Below are 15,152 nucleotides of genomic sequence, written 5' to 3'. Positions count from 1 at the left end.
GGTATGGACTACTGGGAGGAACGGCGGAAGACCAGGCGAGACCGGCGCTTAGACACCGGCGAGCCAGTTGTCGCCGCGCAAGCACCACCCCAGGCCGGACGCCGTCAACGGCGATCCAAGGCATCTCCCAAGCCTGACCTGATCGCGATCGAGAACGCGCGCCTGCAAGATGAATTGCGCGACCATATTGGCCGACTGCAGGAAGCCAATCGACAGTTGGTCATCTCGAGTGTCAATGCGCGAGAGTTGGCGGAGCAATTGCACGCCGCCCAGGCCGAGATGGTGCATCTCGCGCATCACGATCACCTCACCACCCTGCCCAATCGCCGACAGTTCAAGAAGCAGCTTGCCGATCGCATTGCACATGCTGGGGCGCATGGCTGTAAGCTGGCCTTGCTCTTTATTGACCTTGACCGGTTCAAGGTGGTCAACGATTCCCTCGGCCATGGCGTGGGTGACCTGTTGCTGCAAGCCGTTGCACAGCGCCTGGCTGCCAGCGTGCGCGGCACGGACGCCGTATGCCGCGAAGGCGGTGACGAGTTTGTCGCCATGTTGGCCGATGTGGCGCACGCGGAGGATGTTTCGGCCCGCGTCGCCCATATCCATCACCTGTTGACTGCACCGTACACCATTGCGCAGCACGTGCTATACATTGGCGCCAGCATTGGCATCAGCATCTATCCGGACGACGTCGCGGATCTTGAGGCGCTGATGCGCAGTGCCGACATTGCGATGTATAGCGTCAAGGAACATGGCCGCAACAGTTTTGCGTTCTTCGAGCCCCCCATGGATGTGCGTGCCATGGCGCGGCATCACATGGAGGTCAGCCTGCGCAATGCCCTGGAGCGACACGAATTCGTGTTGTATTACCAGGCACAGGTCAATCTGGCCAGCAGCCGTACGGCCGGCGCAGAAGCCTTGATTCGCTGGCACCATCCAACCAAGGGGCTGCTGCTGCCCAAGGCATTCATCGGTATTGCCGAGGAGTGCGGCATCATCAAGCAGATCGATCGCTGGGCGCTGCGTGAAGCCTGCCTGCAAGCCAAGTCGTGGCAGGACGCCGGCTATGCGCTGGAGACCATCAGTGTCAATATCTCGGGGCAGGAATTCGAATCCGCCGACTTTCTGCAGACGGTCTTTTCGACCTTGAACCAGAGCGGGTTACCTCCTCAATCGCTCGAACTGGAACTCACGGAAGGCACCTTGATGCGCGATAGTGCTGCGACGATCCAGAAACTCGAGACCTTGCGTGCGGCCGGGATCCGCATTGCCATCGACGATTTCGGCACCGGCTATTCCAGTTTGGGTTACTTGCGGCGCTTTCCGATCGACACCCTCAAGATCGACCAGACGTTCGTCGCGGACATCCATCCCGGTTCCGACGATGTGCTGGTCGATACGGTGATCAGTATTGGCAACCGGTTGCGCCATCATGTCGTTGCCGAGGGCATTGAAACGGTGGAGCAACTGGACTTCCTGAGGGAGCACGCTTGTGACACCGGTCAGGGATTTCACCTGTCGCCCCCGTTGCCAGCAGCGGAGTTCGCGCAGGCGCTGGCTGGCAACAGGTAAGGGAATAGCGCTTGACTTCCACTGTGGGAGGAATATCGTGGCAGGATGCTAGTTCGCTAGCGCCAATCGGGGACTCGGATGGAACCGCGTGATGGTGAGCCTGGTACTGGACTACCCAGCGACAGCGCACTGATCGCGAGTCTGCGCGAGGCAAACCTGCATCTCCTGTGTGCCGCGTTGAGCGCACGTGATTTGCAGGCCGAGGCGGAAGTTGCCCTGACGAATCAGGACCACTTTTTTGCCGTGCTGGCCCATGAACTGCGTGCCCCGTTGGCCCCGATCAAGCTGGTCGCCACGGCTCTAGGTGCGCTGGCGGCAAGCGACGATAGCTTACCGCGGCTGCGCCGGACACTGACCCGGCAGCTTGACTACCTGGTACACATGGTCAACGGACTGGATGATGTCACGCGCATCAGGAATGGGAAACTGGCGCTCGACCTGCATGATGTTAGGGTGTCCGACGCGCTGGTGACAGCACTGGAAATGGTGCGACCGTTGACCGAAGCCCGGCAGCAACAACTGACTGCCCAAGTGCCGCAGGATCCACTGCTGGTATGCGGCGACCATGAACGACTGGTTCAGGTGTTCTTTAATCTCTTATCGAACGCCGTCAAATTCACGCCCTCGCAGGGACTGATTTCGGTGCTCGTCAAGCGTAGTGGCGATTGCGCCAGTATTGCGATCCAGGATAACGGCCCTGGCATCGCATCCGCGTTTCTTCCCTTCATGTTCGATATGTTTGCGCAGAGTGGCGCACCGCAGAATCATTCGCGGGCGGGTTCGGGTATTGGTCTTTCACTGGTCCGTTCTCTGGTGGAAATGCATGGCGGCACAGTGAGAATTGACAGCCCAACACCCGGCGCAGGCTGTACTGCCACCGTCCTGCTGCCGCTCATATCCTCTCGATCAGGCGGCACGTAAATAATGAAAATAACCGCAGCGATGACCAAACACCCGTCGAAGTGTATCCGAGATGGACATTGAGCGCCGGATTGACCTCCCGCTTGCCGAGGTCGTGAGAAAGGGCTTTGAGCTGAACTTCAGCCGAGGCTTTCGGATCAGTGGAGAGTTCTTACGGACGTATCGTGTTCCCCCGAAGGTGGTCGTACGCGTGATTAACTACGGACCGCGTCGAACGTCGGATCGGGAGCAATAGCGAAGCTGGTTGAGTGTCAGAAGTCAGGTGTTTACTACGGAGGTGATATGCCAATCTATCGCGCTGAAGGATTGCGCGCGTATGCCGAATTCGAAGCAGCGCTTGCCGAGGAGCACCAGGTGGTCCATGAACTGGCTCAATGTGCCAAGATCGACGTATACAACCTGGTGGCCAGTGACCTTTTTGATCGCGTGAAAATCGCGCACGAGAAGATGCTAGCAGCCTACGCGACTATCGAGTGCTTCAGGCAATAACTTCCTTTCGGGTTGCAGTGTTCAGCCTTGACTGTTTCGGAGCGGCTGCATAAGCGCCGGCTATTTGCTGGTGGACGTGGCAAGGAAGCTATTCGGTCTGCCTGCTGGGAGTTCATTGGCCTGGGGGGCTGGGTCCTGCGATGCCGTGTGCAGTGAGCTTCGGTTGATCGAGCGCGTCCATCAGCTTTTGCTAAGCGCGGCTTAATGCGCTGCGCATTCGGATTGGCGCCATATTGCTAGTTCGCCAATCATGCGACGAATCCCGTAAAAGGGCAGCGTCGATCGTAGGTAACGACCGACGCGGCGTTTGGCAGCCGGTTCAATGTGATTCAGAAGAAGGATGCCTTCGATTATGCCGCTTTGATGCGGGGAACCGGTCGCGTTAGCGTCATCAGCAGCGGCTCCCTTAAGTTTTGGTTTGTCAGGTATCCTAGCGCCTGATGCTGTAAGGTTGAGCTCGCTTTTGCGCCGTCACGCCGTGTTGTTGCGAGCAAGAGAACCCGCATGCAGAAGAAGTTTTCAGTAAAGGAATGGCTAGAGTGAATTGTTATTTGTGCGAGACGCCGGGCGCGCAGGGCGCGACCGCGGACGATGGAAACAGGCAGAGGGTAACCTGTCGATCTGGTAGCTGTGGTCAGTACGTCGAGACGCAACGTGCGATCCGCCGGTTGGTGGAGGGCGGCCCGAACAAGGTGGTCCTGGTCGAGATGGTTCAACGGGCAAACGCCAGGTCGCGCGTGCTGGACATTTCAGTTGCTGACGATGGCCTGGTTCAGACGACCGAACTTGCACCAGCGGATTGAGGGAGATACCCCAGTTCTATCGGGGGACAACGACGAGCATTCTCAACCTGCGAAGGCGCCTGGACGAGTCCAGCGAAGCGCGAAAAGTCGTGAAACTGTGGGCAGGATCGGGTTGAATGCCGACTATTTGCTGCGTTCTAATGACTCCACCGTATCGAAGATGTAGGCAAGCGCGCCTTCCATGGCATCCGCGGTAGCGTCGCCGCTTTGGTTGGTGATGATGAAGACGCCCAGATCGTACTTGGGCACGAGGTAAATGTAGCATTGGGCGCGCGGCACGCCGCCGTGGTGGACGTAATGGGTGCCCAGTTGGCGATTCTGGCCGATGTTCCAGAAGTAGCCGATGCTGAAATCATCTTTGAAGTGCACGAGCGGTTTGTGCGACTCGATAACCGCTGGTTGTGAACTCAACTGCAGGCGCAGGTATTTCAGCATGTCCGGGATCGTTGCCTTGAGGTTACCGGCCGCGCCCCAGGGAAGTTGGGGCATCGGCGTCGTCGCGACAGGGTTGTCGCTGTGGTAGCCAGGCGCCAGCCGACGGTCAGCATCAGCAGGTAAGCGCAGCCAGACTTCGTGCATGTTGGCTTCGCGTGCCAGGAATTTCGCGAGCAGTAATTCGTACGGTTCGCCGTAGATTCGTTCAAGCGTGTGTGCAATCAATTCAGTCGCTGCACTCGAATATGCATAGTTCTTGCCGAGCGGGCCCTCGACATGAACCTCGTGCAGGTCGTTCCAGAATTGCGGCTTCCCGTAGTTTGCGTAAGCAAGATTGAGCTTCCCGGGTGCCGAATGCTCCGTGAAATCCCTCAATATCGTATTCACATGCAGCGGCAACATTCCCGGCAGGCCACTGGTGTGCGTGATCAGGTGGCGTATGCGGATCGGTTCGCCGCGGTACTGTAAATTTGAATAGTCGGACGGCAGGTACCGTTGGAGTGGATCGTCGATGGTCACCTTACCCTCGGTAACTGCATTGGCCAGCATCAACCCGGCGAAGGTCTTACTGACCGAGCCGATCTCATACAGTGTCGAGTCATTGGGCCGGTTCCCTTTGCCGGTTTCCAGTTCGCCAGCGTGCAGGATGAATTCTTTGCCGCGATAGACGACTGCGATCGAGGTGGCGTGCAGCAATGTTGATTGGAGCAAGGTCGTTGCAGTTTGCTCGATCGCCGCGGGAACATCGCGTGCTGATGTGGAGGCTGCAGGTTTGCAGGCAGCCAGCAGGAGCCCGATTCCAGTCATTGCGACAAAAAGTTTGATCATCAGCAGTGTCTTTGGTTTGTACGAATGCTATTGTCGCACGCGAATCCCCGGGGCGAAGAAGAGACACGTCTGTTGCAATGAGGGCTGCCTTCATGATTCTCGTCGTTGAGAATCCGGTGCCCCGGGGCGTGCTTTGGCAAGACCTGGTGCGCAAGCACGATCGCTTTCCGACTTCCTGTGGGCGGGCTTGTCGGGCGACGCACATCTCGCTTCGCCCGCCTTGTTGCCAGGGATTACCACGCCCTTGTGGCATTAGGCGTAGCATGAAAGACGCGAGGAGAGAACGTCATGGTATGCATGTGCCTCGTGTTTCAGGCAAGACACCATCGGGAGGGCAATATGGAGCAACTTACTTCAGAAGCGCGCGAACGCGTGCTCGACATCCTACGGCAGGGCCGCGATATGACACTGGCGACGATCCGCCCGGACGGATATCCGCAAGCGACTACTGTCAACTATGTGCATGACGGGCTGAAGATCTACGCAGTGGTCGGCCTGGGAAGTCAGAAGGCAGACAATATTCAACACAATGACAAAGTGTCTGCCACCATCAATTTACCGTATGCGGACTGGAAAGACATCCAGGGCCTATCGCTTGCCGGCACGGCGACTTTCGTGCAGGGGATTGAGCAGATCGATCATGTCGCCCAACTCTTGCTGCACCGGTTTCCTGAAGTGGAGGAGTTTTTCACGGGCACGGGGCGGACTCCCTGGCAAGGCGTACTGTTTCTGCGCGTCGATCCCTCCGTCATTTCATTGATCGACTACAGGGCCTGCTTTGGTCATACCGAACTCTTTGGAATAGGGCCATTCGCGGCATCGCATTGACGCGAAATGAGCTCGCGCGACCAGGATGCTTGTTCGGTAACGCGCCGTCGTGCCGCAAGGAGGCTGGTCTGGCAGTGGGCAGCGCTTGTCGGACCTGGTGACTGCACAACAAAAGTGACCATCGTAGCGTACCAGTGCCCTGTCTCCGTGCGCGTGAACAAGCCCCGCTGGGCGTTCTGAACCCTGCGGGCAGGAGATGGTCGAAAGCCGATAAGGCCAGAGGTCAAAAACTCCAGGCCGCACGCACAGTGGCGTTGATGCGGTCATCTGGAATGCCGCCGACTGAACCGAGGGGCGATGGGACGCGACTATCGCGGTCCAGCAGGTTTCGCACCACCGCCGTAAGCGTCAGTGACCTCGAGACAGCGTGACGGTATGACAGATCCATGCGCCCGTATGTCGGGAGGCGCTCTGGCGCAAAGACGTCACCAGCGGGAATATCGTTGAATCCGTTCATCCATCTCTGTGCCAGGCTGATGCGGGCTGTGCCGTCAAACAGACTTCTCGCGACGGAAAGGTTCACGGAGCGTTGAGGATAAATACTATACGGTGCACCGGTGCTGGCGTTTCGGCTTGCCACCCATGCGCCGCCGGCTTCGACCTGCCAGTCGTTGTGATGCCATGTGACGCTGGCCGTCGCACCGTGAGCACGATTGCGCTCGACGTTCTGGAATTGATTGATGCGCATCTCCGGTCGGAAAACGATCGCAATACCATCACGCCAGGCGGTCTTGAAAAGACTGGCCTGCCAATGCAGCGTGGATAGCTGTTGGATTGCCACCAACTCCACGCTGTCGATCACTTCAGGCTTCAGGTCAGGATTGCCGAGCACCGTGTTGGCCGTGCCATTGCGCTCCGCCGCCGATGGCGCGCGGAACGCCTGGCCATATAACAGCTTCAGTGCCGCGTCATCATTGGGGCGGTAGATAAGCCCAAGCCGAGGTGATGCATGACGACCGAAATCAGAATATTGGTCGACCCGTCCGCCGTACACTGCGCTCCAATGCTGTCCGAGGCGCGAGTTCAATTCCAGGGTCGCACTGTGGATGTCGCGGCGCGCATCCGACGCGGCATTGGGCTTGTCACTCAACAAAGCCCCCGTCAACGTATGCATCACGACATGGACATCGCGCACGTTCAACTGTTCCGTTGCTAAGGCCAAGGCCCATTCGGTGCGCCATCCCGGGGCGGCATCGCGATAGATGGCCTGCAGGCCAAGGCGGTCCTGCCGGCTATACTGGTCGCGTTGCACGGGGCCGGTTGGCAGTTGCAGTCGGCCGGCGAGGTCATTGTCGACCCACCAGCCATAGGCCTTCAGTTCGAGTGAACCCTGGTCGCTGTATTGCTTCTTGATGCCAGCCTGCAACATGGCAAAGCGGGTGTCGAGGCCTCCCAGGTCTTGCGCGCCGGCCAGGCGCGAACCCAGGCCCTGGAAATTGTCCGCACCGTAGCGATGTAGGTAGAGTCCGCCACTGAATTTCCATCCCGCCCCGGCGCCGCTTGATACCTTGAGTACCGCAGTCTGGGCCAGGAAGCGGTTCTCGCGCGTCACCGAGATCGGTGTGCTAGCTGTCGGGCCAGGACGGCTTGCGGTACGTGCCTGGTCGCCCTGGCCATTCGCCGAGAATGCCAGGCTCCAGTGGCTGTCTTCGCCGAACGCTTGTGCGTGGCGTGCGGCCGCCTCGACATATCCTTTGCTTCCCGCCGTCGCTGCTACCTGCTGACCTGGCTCGTCGCTCTCGGCAGTACGAAGTGCCAATACGCCATGGAAGGCATCACTGCCGTAGAGCGCGGATCCTGGCCCCTGAATCAACTGCATCTGCGACATGACGCCAAGATTGATGCCCGGGAAATTGTACTGAGGGGATGATCGATACAGGTCTGTGAGCGGCACCCCATCGAGGGTGACTGCGACCCCGGTAAAGGAGGTCAGGCGCGCATAGCCGCGAATGGCCAGCACTTGATTGCCATTAGAATGCGGCATGACGAAGACGCCAGGCGTGCCATCAAATGCTTCCAAAGGGCGCCTGGCGCCGTTGCGCTCCCATTCGCCCCGGGAAACTGTGCGGATTGACGAGGCCGTGGACAACAAGGTCGAAGGGAGCAACGAACTGGCGCTGACGTCGATGTTGCCCAGGTCCTCGAGCGACATCGACAGCAAATTTCCCGGCAATGTGCCAGCCAAAGCCGGTCCGCAAGCGGTGTAGGCAGCGAGAACAGCGATAGCAATCGGCAACGCGCGAGTTATCGCCATGGTGGCTGATAGGCGTGACAGGATGGGCTTCGACTACGTTATCTCAATTTGGTAATGGGAATTCTATCCAATTATCACTGGCCAGGTCCGGTTAGAAGCGTCTATTCCCCTATGGCGAGTTACCCTGACTAAGCAGGTTGGCACTGCTTGATCAATCTGGGATCTGGATGAAACGTCACCACCCACCTGGCACATATGGTGCAGGGCTCCATCGTTCGCGGGTTTCTGGCCGGCCGCGCATGTTTGGCGAGGACCTTGAACTTGCCAAATCCTGGGAGTGAGACCTCTTCGCCCCGCTCAAGGGCGAACGCAATCTCATCGAAGAAGCACGCGAGAAATTCGTGTGCATCGTTGGCGATCGCGAAGCCAGGTGTGGACTGCACACACGCAGACAGTTCGGCACGTGTAAGCGTATGCATGCCGCCCCCAAATGAGTTCGCGTTACGGAGAGACTTAGATCGTAGGATGTGCTGGTGCCATTTCAACTAGGCGACTGCGAGTGCAACTGCAGTGCGAAATACAAGTTTGTCGCTGAGGACTATGCGCCGTAGCTGCTCGAAACGCAACAGGGAACTGAATCCCAGGGGCCGCCAAGGCACGCAAGGGGGAAGACGTGCCACGCCGTTCGGTCATGGAGGAAATCGCTTTGCGCCCTAATTGCAATCGTGCACGCTTCACCCCATGTGTTGCAGCAGAATGGCTCGTACGCTAGGCTCCGCTCCGGCGGCCATGCCGAACGGACCCGCCATCGCGCCGCGATGATTGCCAACGCAGGCGAGGTTGCTGCCCAGCGAAATCGTGCTGCTTGTCGGCGACCGCTGTCCGCAGCCGATACTCACCGACGAATCAGGGCTGTTCGACGGCGTCAGAAATGAAGCGCGCTTCGTCTGGTGATGCCGCGTTGGTTTGGTTGTCGGTGCGGTCTTTGTCATGGGGGCCTGAAACAGTGCGCGGGGAGTCATGTCCGGACCACCGTACTCGCATGAATTGGCGCGATGATGGCGCGGCTATCCAAGCGAAATTTGACGTCGATTCGGCACGACATACATGCCTCCCGATGCTGGTCTGAAGGTAGGGATTGCACTAGGATCGCTTGGAAATATACCGCTTCACGCGGTGCGGCTTCACCCGAAAGGCCGTACGTGCGGCTGGTATATTTACGGCGGCGAGCATTCAACGGATACTGATTTTTACCAGGCACTTCACGTTGACCACTTACCTGAACTTTGCCCGGAGATCGTACCCTATTTGGCATTGCCGCCAGGCTGGCGCATATTGCTTGCCCCAGACTATGAAGATGTTTGGTTCGATGGCGAATTGCTGAAAAGTGAAGCGGACGGGTCGTAACGGCCAGGAGCTGCCGCTCGATCGGTTCAGCAGTGCTTTAAACTGCAAAAATGTCACCCTGCACAAGTATATTTCGCCATGATCTACAAGAAAACAATCTGCTTTTTGCTCATCGTATCCGCGCAGTCTGCTTGTCAGGTCAGTGCGCAACCCATCGAAGAGGCCCAACGACCAAGCGAGGTTGTAGCGACTTATTTACAAGCTCGGCAAAGTGAAGACTGGAAGGCGGCAGCTAGAAGCATATACCCGGATCACATCTCGAAGCTGTATCCGTACGTGGTGACTATGTTCAAAGACGAGGGGCCAAATAAGAATATCTTTCGAAAGTATTTTGTGGGCCCTGATGTGACTACGGATACATTACTTTCAATTTCAAAAAGTGAATTGATCGGTGATTATTTGGCGGTGCTGCACCTAACTAGATCGGGGCGCGCAGGCCTAACTGAGTTTCTTGGCTTCGAAATCCTCAATTCCTTCATGGAAGCCCCCGATCTTGCCAACGTTGTCGTTCGGGAACGCGCTCGGATTCGGGGCGAAGAGTATCAAACGAGCAGCGTCGTGAGATTGAAACGAATCGAGGACCGTTGGTTCGTGTTGGTTGATGATGAAGTTTTTCAGACTAAGGTCGCAGCGGCGGGAGTGCAGCGGATTAAAGAGAAGAGGCCATATAATCTGTTATCAGTTGATTTTCGCGCTCTGACCCACAATCAAAGAAGTATTGCATTTAAGGCTGCGGCAAGACGTTTGATGCGCGAAAGCGATACTAAGTATGAATTTGTTGTAGGTAAAGATGCCGATCTATCCAGCGAGCTTCGCCAATTAGCATCGGTCCTTAACGTTCAATATCGCATTGAGTTTGTTGAGAGCCCAACTCACTAACACCATTCGTCATGGCAGGATCGACGGTCCGCCTTTGAGTGCGGAATCGGTAGTCATGACTCCGGCTCTAACCGGCCAAAAGCTGTCACCGGATAGAAAGAAAAGAATGAATATCGATAGCGCTCAAGCTAAACTCCTTGCCAATGCGCTTTATGAGATACGCCAGCTGTTGACCCCTTATCTAGGCAGTGAAGTCGATGCTCCTATGGAGGTTCGTATGGCCGCCCATCTCGCATAGGCATTGCATAATGAAGCGTTGCCCGTTACGGAAGGCAGCAGCTTTGACATTCGTGTTGCGCTTCGAAAAGTGTCCGCGATCGATAGCATTCTGCATGTCAATGAGGCGGCTCGTCTTGTGACAGCATGGGCTAAATGATGGCCCGCTTGGTGGTGCAGGGGGCGGCCAAGTGCGGCCACCTTGATCGGCGCATTTTGGAATAGCTTGAAAAATGGAAAAGAAGGACGTGAGTGTTCCGGAATCTCAGGAAGGTGTCGACACTGCTAATAGGTATGAGATCAAACAATATCCACGGCCGTTGTTCGAAATTTTCAAGCCAGCTTCGCCGTTGTTCGTCATCAGCGCAATAGCCGTTGGCGCTTGCTTGCTTATTGATCGTTCAGACTACCCAAAGGCTTTTTCTTTGGCAGTCTTAGCAATGTTTGTCGCAGTCCCAGCCGCTATGATTGCCACTTATGTGTGCGCAACAAACATTCTCTGCCCTAATTGCAAACGCAAATGTAAATCGTCTTTTCTATCCACCGGCAATCAAAGCGCAATATGCGCTCATTGCAAGACAGAATGGGATACCGGGCTAGGCAGCGATTAATTCACGCAGCAAGATCCACCGTCCGCAATGGGGCGGAAGCCGACGGCCACCGAGCGTGTCGGGCTAGGTGTCATTGCGAGGAGCGGGCACAGATCAGTTTGACGACGTAGCTTGAAGATTCGGTGTTGACGCTGCTTGCTGTACCGCGCCGCGGTTCGTGCGTATGCGACGATGCCGGTATAGCATAATGGATGCCTCGACTCTGGCTCCGCTTGGCGACATGGATCACATTATCTTGCAGGTCCAATATAATTGCGGTGAATTGTGATCAAGTGGGCGCTCTAAACGAACAATAGGTGATGGTACTTCTGGTGGTATCGATTGTGAAAGAATCCGAAAAGCAGTGCCAAATCAAGGACTTCGGTCTGCCGTAAATAATAGAGTGGGAATAATTTCCCGTCTCGCTGCAGCGCGCAGCACTCGGCATTAAACGAAGATTAAGCCTCTGATTTTCAGGGGCTTCTTCTTTTTCTGGCGGCTAAATCTGGCAACAATTGGCAAGTACAAGCGAGCGGATGGCGGGCTAGTTGCCGCCGTAGTGCTTCTGTTGCGCGGCACCCGACGAGTCCAATCCGTTGAACAGCTGGAGGTAACGGGAGAGGGCGTCGTCCAGCGTCGGCATCAGAATGCCGCGTTCGCTGCCGAGAGCCGAGAAGCGCGGCTGCGCTGCGTGGCCGTCATAGGCGGTGGCCAGGCATGCTTCGAGTCCTTGCGCGTCGATGCCTGCCAGGAGGCAGGCGCGTTGGGCCAACTGGTGCCAGCTGAGCGCTTCTCCGTTCGACAAGTGCCAGATGCCGCTTTCCCGGTCGATCAGGAGATCGAGGCAAGTCTGCACAAGGTCCGGCACATAGGTTGGCGAGACGACCAGGTCGTCGGCAGCGGCGAAGCGCTCGCCGGCGGCTAGCGCCTGCAACGCGATTGTTAGGAAATTGTGGCTGTCCCAAGGGCCGAAGAAGGCACTGGTGCGTACTAGCAGGGTTTCCGGGTGGACGGCCAGCATGCGCTGCTCGGCCTGCGCCTTGCTGCGGCCGTAGACGTTAAGGGGAGCCGTGCGGTCGCTCTCTAGATATGGCGCACCCTTGCTGCCATCGAACACCAGGTCGCTCGAGAAGCTGAGCAGGCGCAGCGCGTAACGGGCGCAGGCGATGGCCAGCACAGCCGGGCCATGCGTGTTCTCGCGCAGGCAGCAAGCCTCGTCTTGCTCTGCCTGATGCACCCGCACATACCCGCTGGCATTGATGATGGCCCACGGCTGGTAGCGCTGGATGGCCGCGACGACGGAAGCCGGATCGGCAATGTCCATTTCCTGCCGCGTCAGTACGTGGTGGGCCAGGTTGCGCTCTTTGCAAATCCGCGCGAAGGCAGAGCCCAGGGTGCCGGTAGCCCCGCTAATCAGGATCGGTTGCACGCGGCGGGGCGGGAGCTGGCGCTCTGGCGGCAGCGCCGCCAGGCTGGTGCTGCTGGCCGCAGGGGGACACAGGAAACGCCCGGGACGGCGCCACCAGCCGGCGCCCTGCAGCACGGGGCTCGATAGCGGTCGCCCCGTGGCCAGTTCGCGCATCATCGTCGCAAGGGCGGTCGGGCGTGGCACAGGTGAACGCAAGTCAAAGGCGCCTGTCTCATAATAACCCTTGCACTCGGTAACCAGGCAGTTCCAGTCGAAGGAGCCGAGCAGTGACCATACGGTTACCGCCCGCACATCTGCGCCGCGCCGCCGTACCTCCTGCGCGGCGTTCCACACTTCCAGCAACCAGCGCAATTGGTCTTCGCGGTTGGCGTCGATATGGGCCTCGGTGACCGCCATGGGCAGGTTGTAGCGTTCCCAGACTTCTTCGAGCAGTGGGCCGATGCCGGGCGTGGGAACGGCCAGTGCGCGCGCCGTTTCAATGTCGGCGAAGCCGTCCACGCCCACATAACGCTGCGGATAGCGTTCGGCGCGGTGATCGAGCCAGCGCTCGCTGGTGATGTAGTAGTTCAAGCCGATGATGTCTGGCGGGCAGGGATTATCGCTGAACCACAGCAGCTCTTCCGGCGTTAGCCCGCCGCGTTCCGTGAGGTAGGACCATAGTGCATGTTCGCGGTTCACTCGCCCGCAGAGCAGGTCCCATGCCAGCCAGCGGCGGTCATTGTAGAAGTCCGCCCAGTCGGATAGCTCGGGCGTGCTGTAGGTCTTGCCCAGGTCATCCGTCTGCACCAGTTTCGCATGCGGATTGACAGCGCGGATGGCGCGCATGGCCAGCACGCTGCCCTTGCATTGATGGAGCAGGGCGCGCAAGAATGTCTGATCGTCGCGGCCGTGCGGGTACCACAGGCCATACAGGCCGCAGAAGCGTGCCGTCGTTAATGGTTCGTTGACTGGCGTGTAGTACTCCACCCAGGGATAGCGCTGCGCCACCGCGCCCGCGTATCCCGCCAGTTGCTCAGGGAAGGCCGGGTCGACCAGACTGGTATGCAAAGGGCCGCTGCCATGGTGTACCAAGCCCACGATGGGCGTGACACCCAGCGCCTGCAAGGCCGGCAGGCGCTTGTCCGGCTGGGTCCAGTCGGCATTGGCCAATCCATTCGGTGCCACCCGTTCCCAAAGTACGGGATAGCGCAGGGAGCGGATGCCCAGCGCTGCAAAGCGGTCCAGGTCATCTTCCCGTCTGTCATGCCCATTCTGTTCTATTTGGCTGAAGTATTGATCGGATACACGGTTGACGGTGCCTTCCAGCCCGCCCCACAGTTCCAAGGTGCCTGGCGTGTTTGTTGACATTGTTCTGGGCTTGCGAGTCGAGGTGGCAAAAGTATCCCGAAGTTTTCGCGCAGGTGGCGCAACTTTGCCTGTAAGCATACGTGCGCACCCGCCATTCCCCCTTCGCTACACTGCGCGGATGCGTTATTCCTTTCTGGGAAACTCAGTTGAAGAATGGGGGACGGCGGCGGTTGTCATGACTGCGGCGGTCGTGGTCCTGTACCTGGTGAAATGCCTGGCCGTGCGGCGGCTGGCGGTGATCGCCGATCGTACCCATACGGCCATCGACGACTGGCTGGTGCGGGCGCTGCGCAAGACGTGGCTGCTGACTATCGTGGTGGGCGGTGCATGGCTGGGCTGCCAGATATTGGACCTGCCGCCGAAACAACAGACGTGGATGTGGCGCATCACTGCCACCACGCTGCTGTTCCAGGGCGCTGTCTGGGGCGACAGCCTGATACGCTCGTGGCGGGGTCATTACCGTGCCCGCAATGAGAATGGCGCTTCTGCTACCTCTGCCGCGATCATCGACTTTGTGTTGCGCATGGCTGTCTGGATCGTTTTCACCCTCATGGTGCTGGACAATCTGGGCTTTAACATCACCACGCTCGTGGCCAGCCTGGGCATCAGCGGCATTGCGGTGGCGCTGGCGGTGCAGAATATCCTGGGCGACCTGTTTGCGTCGCTCTCGATCGTGCTCGACAAGCCCTTCGTGGTGGGCGACTTCATCATCGTGGACGACAAGATGGGCAGCGTCGAATACATTGGCTTGAAGACCACGCGCCTGCGTGGCTTGGGCGGCGATCAGATCATCTTCTCCAATGGCGATATCCTGAAGGCACGCATCCTGAACCAGACGCGCATGCAGATGCGCCGCGCCGCCTTCATTCTGCGGGTGCGCCAGGGGACCAGCGAAGAGCAGTTGCGGGAGATCCCGCAGATATTGAAAGAGGCCGTGCTGACCCAGGAGGAAACGGCGACTTTTGAGCGTTCGCATTTCTCTGGCCTGGGCGAGTGGTCGTTTGATTTCGAAACCGTGTATTGGATTAAGTCGCCCGACTATTTCGTATTCATGGACACCCAGCAAGCGATCTACCTGCGGGTGGTAGGCGCATTGGCTGCGCGGGGCATTGAGCTGGCGGTTCCCATGCGGCTGATGATGCCACCGCCGGCTGCTGATGCGTCAGATGGGGTAGTCCCGCAACCACGCATCGCAAATGCTGCTCGCTAGCACA

General features: G+C 58.2%; 13 protein-coding genes and 1 pseudogene. 9 read left to right on the top strand and 5 right to left on the bottom strand.

Translation table 11 applies throughout. The features are described 5' to 3' along the window. Positions 1-3 precede the first annotated feature (3 nt). The 3 genes from ACWBU6_RS17465 to ACWBU6_RS17455 all read left to right on the top strand — a co-directional run bounded on the left by ACWBU6_RS17465 (position 4) and on the right by ACWBU6_RS17455 (position 2,982). A complete protein-coding gene (locus tag ACWBU6_RS17465; protein ID WP_452644686.1) occupies positions 4-1,572 on the top strand; it encodes a putative bifunctional diguanylate cyclase/phosphodiesterase in 1,569 nt (522 codons plus the stop codon). Between the two features lie 78 nt (positions 1,573-1,650). Continuing rightward, positions 1,651-2,493, top strand: a complete 843-nt coding sequence (locus ACWBU6_RS17460) for a sensor histidine kinase (protein ID WP_452644685.1) — start codon at positions 1,651-1,653, stop codon at positions 2,491-2,493. A 282-nt stretch (positions 2,494-2,775) separates the two neighbouring features. Next, on the top strand, positions 2,776-2,982 hold the full coding sequence (locus ACWBU6_RS17455) for a hypothetical protein (protein ID WP_452644684.1): 207 nt from the start codon (positions 2,776-2,778) through the stop codon (positions 2,980-2,982). Positions 2,983-3,908: 926 nt separating this feature from the next. On the opposite strand, the gene ACWBU6_RS17450 is transcribed toward ACWBU6_RS17455, so the two are convergent. Continuing rightward, positions 3,909-5,048, bottom strand: coding sequence for a serine hydrolase domain-containing protein (locus ACWBU6_RS17450; protein ID WP_452644683.1), 1,140 nt, complete (start codon positions 5,046-5,048; stop codon positions 3,909-3,911). Between the two features lie 339 nt (positions 5,049-5,387). On the opposite strand from ACWBU6_RS17450, the gene ACWBU6_RS17445 reads away from it, so the two are divergent. After that, the gene (locus ACWBU6_RS17445; RefSeq protein ID WP_090437939.1) at positions 5,388-5,876 is read left to right on the top strand and encodes a pyridoxamine 5'-phosphate oxidase family protein; all 489 of its coding nucleotides are present in this window, start codon (positions 5,388-5,390) and stop codon (positions 5,874-5,876) included. Positions 5,877-6,099: 223 nt separating this feature from the next. On the opposite strand, the gene ACWBU6_RS17440 is transcribed toward ACWBU6_RS17445, so the two are convergent. The 3 genes from ACWBU6_RS17440 to ACWBU6_RS17430 all read right to left on the bottom strand — a co-directional run bounded on the left by ACWBU6_RS17440 (position 6,100) and on the right by ACWBU6_RS17430 (position 9,062). Continuing rightward, positions 6,100-8,130 (bottom strand): TonB-dependent receptor plug domain-containing protein, encoded by a 2,031-nt coding sequence (locus tag ACWBU6_RS17440; protein WP_452644682.1) that lies wholly within the window; start codon positions 8,128-8,130, stop codon positions 6,100-6,102. Positions 8,131-8,258: 128 nt separating this feature from the next. Continuing rightward, entirely contained in the window at positions 8,259-8,549 is a 291-nt protein-coding gene (locus ACWBU6_RS17435; RefSeq protein WP_452644681.1) for an HU family DNA-binding protein, read from the bottom strand. A gap of 255 nt (positions 8,550-8,804) precedes the next feature. Beyond that, positions 8,805-9,062, bottom strand: a complete 258-nt coding sequence (locus tag ACWBU6_RS17430; RefSeq protein WP_452644680.1) for a hypothetical protein — start codon at positions 9,060-9,062, stop codon at positions 8,805-8,807. 106 nt (positions 9,063-9,168) lie between these two features. On the opposite strand from ACWBU6_RS17430, the pseudogene ACWBU6_RS17425 reads away from it, so the two are divergent. The 4 genes and pseudogenes from ACWBU6_RS17425 to ACWBU6_RS17410 all read left to right on the top strand — a co-directional run. After that, positions 9,169-9,477: pseudogene (locus ACWBU6_RS17425) on the top strand (immunity protein Imm33 domain-containing protein); the annotation flags it as partial. Between the two features lie 78 nt (positions 9,478-9,555). Beyond that, positions 9,556-10,356 (top strand): hypothetical protein, encoded by an 801-nt coding sequence (locus ACWBU6_RS17420; RefSeq protein WP_452644679.1) that lies wholly within the window; start codon positions 9,556-9,558, stop codon positions 10,354-10,356. Positions 10,357-10,462: 106 nt separating this feature from the next. Then, positions 10,463-10,594 carry a hypothetical protein gene (locus tag ACWBU6_RS17415; RefSeq protein ID WP_452644678.1) on the top strand — a complete coding sequence of 44 codons (132 nt, stop codon included), beginning with the start codon at positions 10,463-10,465 and terminating at the stop codon, positions 10,592-10,594. A gap of 211 nt (positions 10,595-10,805) precedes the next feature. Then, positions 10,806-11,183 carry a hypothetical protein gene (locus tag ACWBU6_RS17410; protein WP_452644677.1) on the top strand — a complete coding sequence of 126 codons (378 nt, stop codon included), beginning with the start codon at positions 10,806-10,808 and terminating at the stop codon, positions 11,181-11,183. 523 nt (positions 11,184-11,706) lie between these two features. Here ACWBU6_RS17410 and ACWBU6_RS17405 read toward each other — a convergent pair. Then, positions 11,707-13,938: a family 1 glycosylhydrolase gene (locus ACWBU6_RS17405; protein WP_452644676.1), complete on the bottom strand. Its 2,232-nt coding sequence runs from the start codon at positions 13,936-13,938 to the stop codon at positions 11,707-11,709. 175 nt (positions 13,939-14,113) lie between these two features. Here ACWBU6_RS17405 and ACWBU6_RS17400 point away from each other — a divergent pair, with 175 nt between their 5' ends. After that, positions 14,114-15,148, top strand: coding sequence for a mechanosensitive ion channel family protein (locus ACWBU6_RS17400; protein ID WP_452644675.1), 1,035 nt, complete (start codon positions 14,114-14,116; stop codon positions 15,146-15,148). Positions 15,149-15,152 lie beyond the last annotated feature (4 nt).

This window comes from Pseudoduganella sp. HUAS MS19 (assembly GCF_053615455.1).
Note: the sequence above shows the minus strand (reverse complement) of the source record. Positions and strands in the feature narration are given on the sequence as shown.

What these genes read in the sequence shown, in the direction of transcription:
- ACWBU6_RS17465 (WP_452644686.1), top strand. Translation starts at nt 4, where the DNA reads ATGGACTACTGGGAGGAACGGCGGAAGACCAGGCGAGACCGGCGCTTA.
- ACWBU6_RS17460 (WP_452644685.1), top strand. Translation starts at nt 1,651, where the DNA reads ATGGAACCGCGTGATGGTGAGCCTGGTACTGGACTACCCAGCGACAGC.
- ACWBU6_RS17455 (WP_452644684.1), top strand. Translation starts at nt 2,776, where the DNA reads ATGCCAATCTATCGCGCTGAAGGATTGCGCGCGTATGCCGAATTCGAA.
- ACWBU6_RS17450 (WP_452644683.1), bottom strand. Translation starts at nt 5,048, where the DNA reads ATGATCAAACTTTTTGTCGCAATGACTGGAATCGGGCTCCTGCTGGCT.
- ACWBU6_RS17445 (WP_090437939.1), top strand. Translation starts at nt 5,388, where the DNA reads ATGGAGCAACTTACTTCAGAAGCGCGCGAACGCGTGCTCGACATCCTA.
- ACWBU6_RS17440 (WP_452644682.1), bottom strand. Translation starts at nt 8,130, where the DNA reads ATGGCGATAACTCGCGCGTTGCCGATTGCTATCGCTGTTCTCGCTGCC.
- ACWBU6_RS17435 (WP_452644681.1), bottom strand. Translation starts at nt 8,549, where the DNA reads ATGCATACGCTTACACGTGCCGAACTGTCTGCGTGTGTGCAGTCCACA.
- ACWBU6_RS17430 (WP_452644680.1), bottom strand. Translation starts at nt 9,062, where the DNA reads ATGACAAAGACCGCACCGACAACCAAACCAACGCGGCATCACCAGACG.
- ACWBU6_RS17420 (WP_452644679.1), top strand. Translation starts at nt 9,556, where the DNA reads ATGATCTACAAGAAAACAATCTGCTTTTTGCTCATCGTATCCGCGCAG.
- ACWBU6_RS17415 (WP_452644678.1), top strand. Translation starts at nt 10,463, where the DNA reads ATGAATATCGATAGCGCTCAAGCTAAACTCCTTGCCAATGCGCTTTAT.
- ACWBU6_RS17410 (WP_452644677.1), top strand. Translation starts at nt 10,806, where the DNA reads ATGGAAAAGAAGGACGTGAGTGTTCCGGAATCTCAGGAAGGTGTCGAC.
- ACWBU6_RS17405 (WP_452644676.1), bottom strand. Translation starts at nt 13,938, where the DNA reads ATGTCAACAAACACGCCAGGCACCTTGGAACTGTGGGGCGGGCTGGAA.
- ACWBU6_RS17400 (WP_452644675.1), top strand. Translation starts at nt 14,114, where the DNA reads ATGACTGCGGCGGTCGTGGTCCTGTACCTGGTGAAATGCCTGGCCGTG.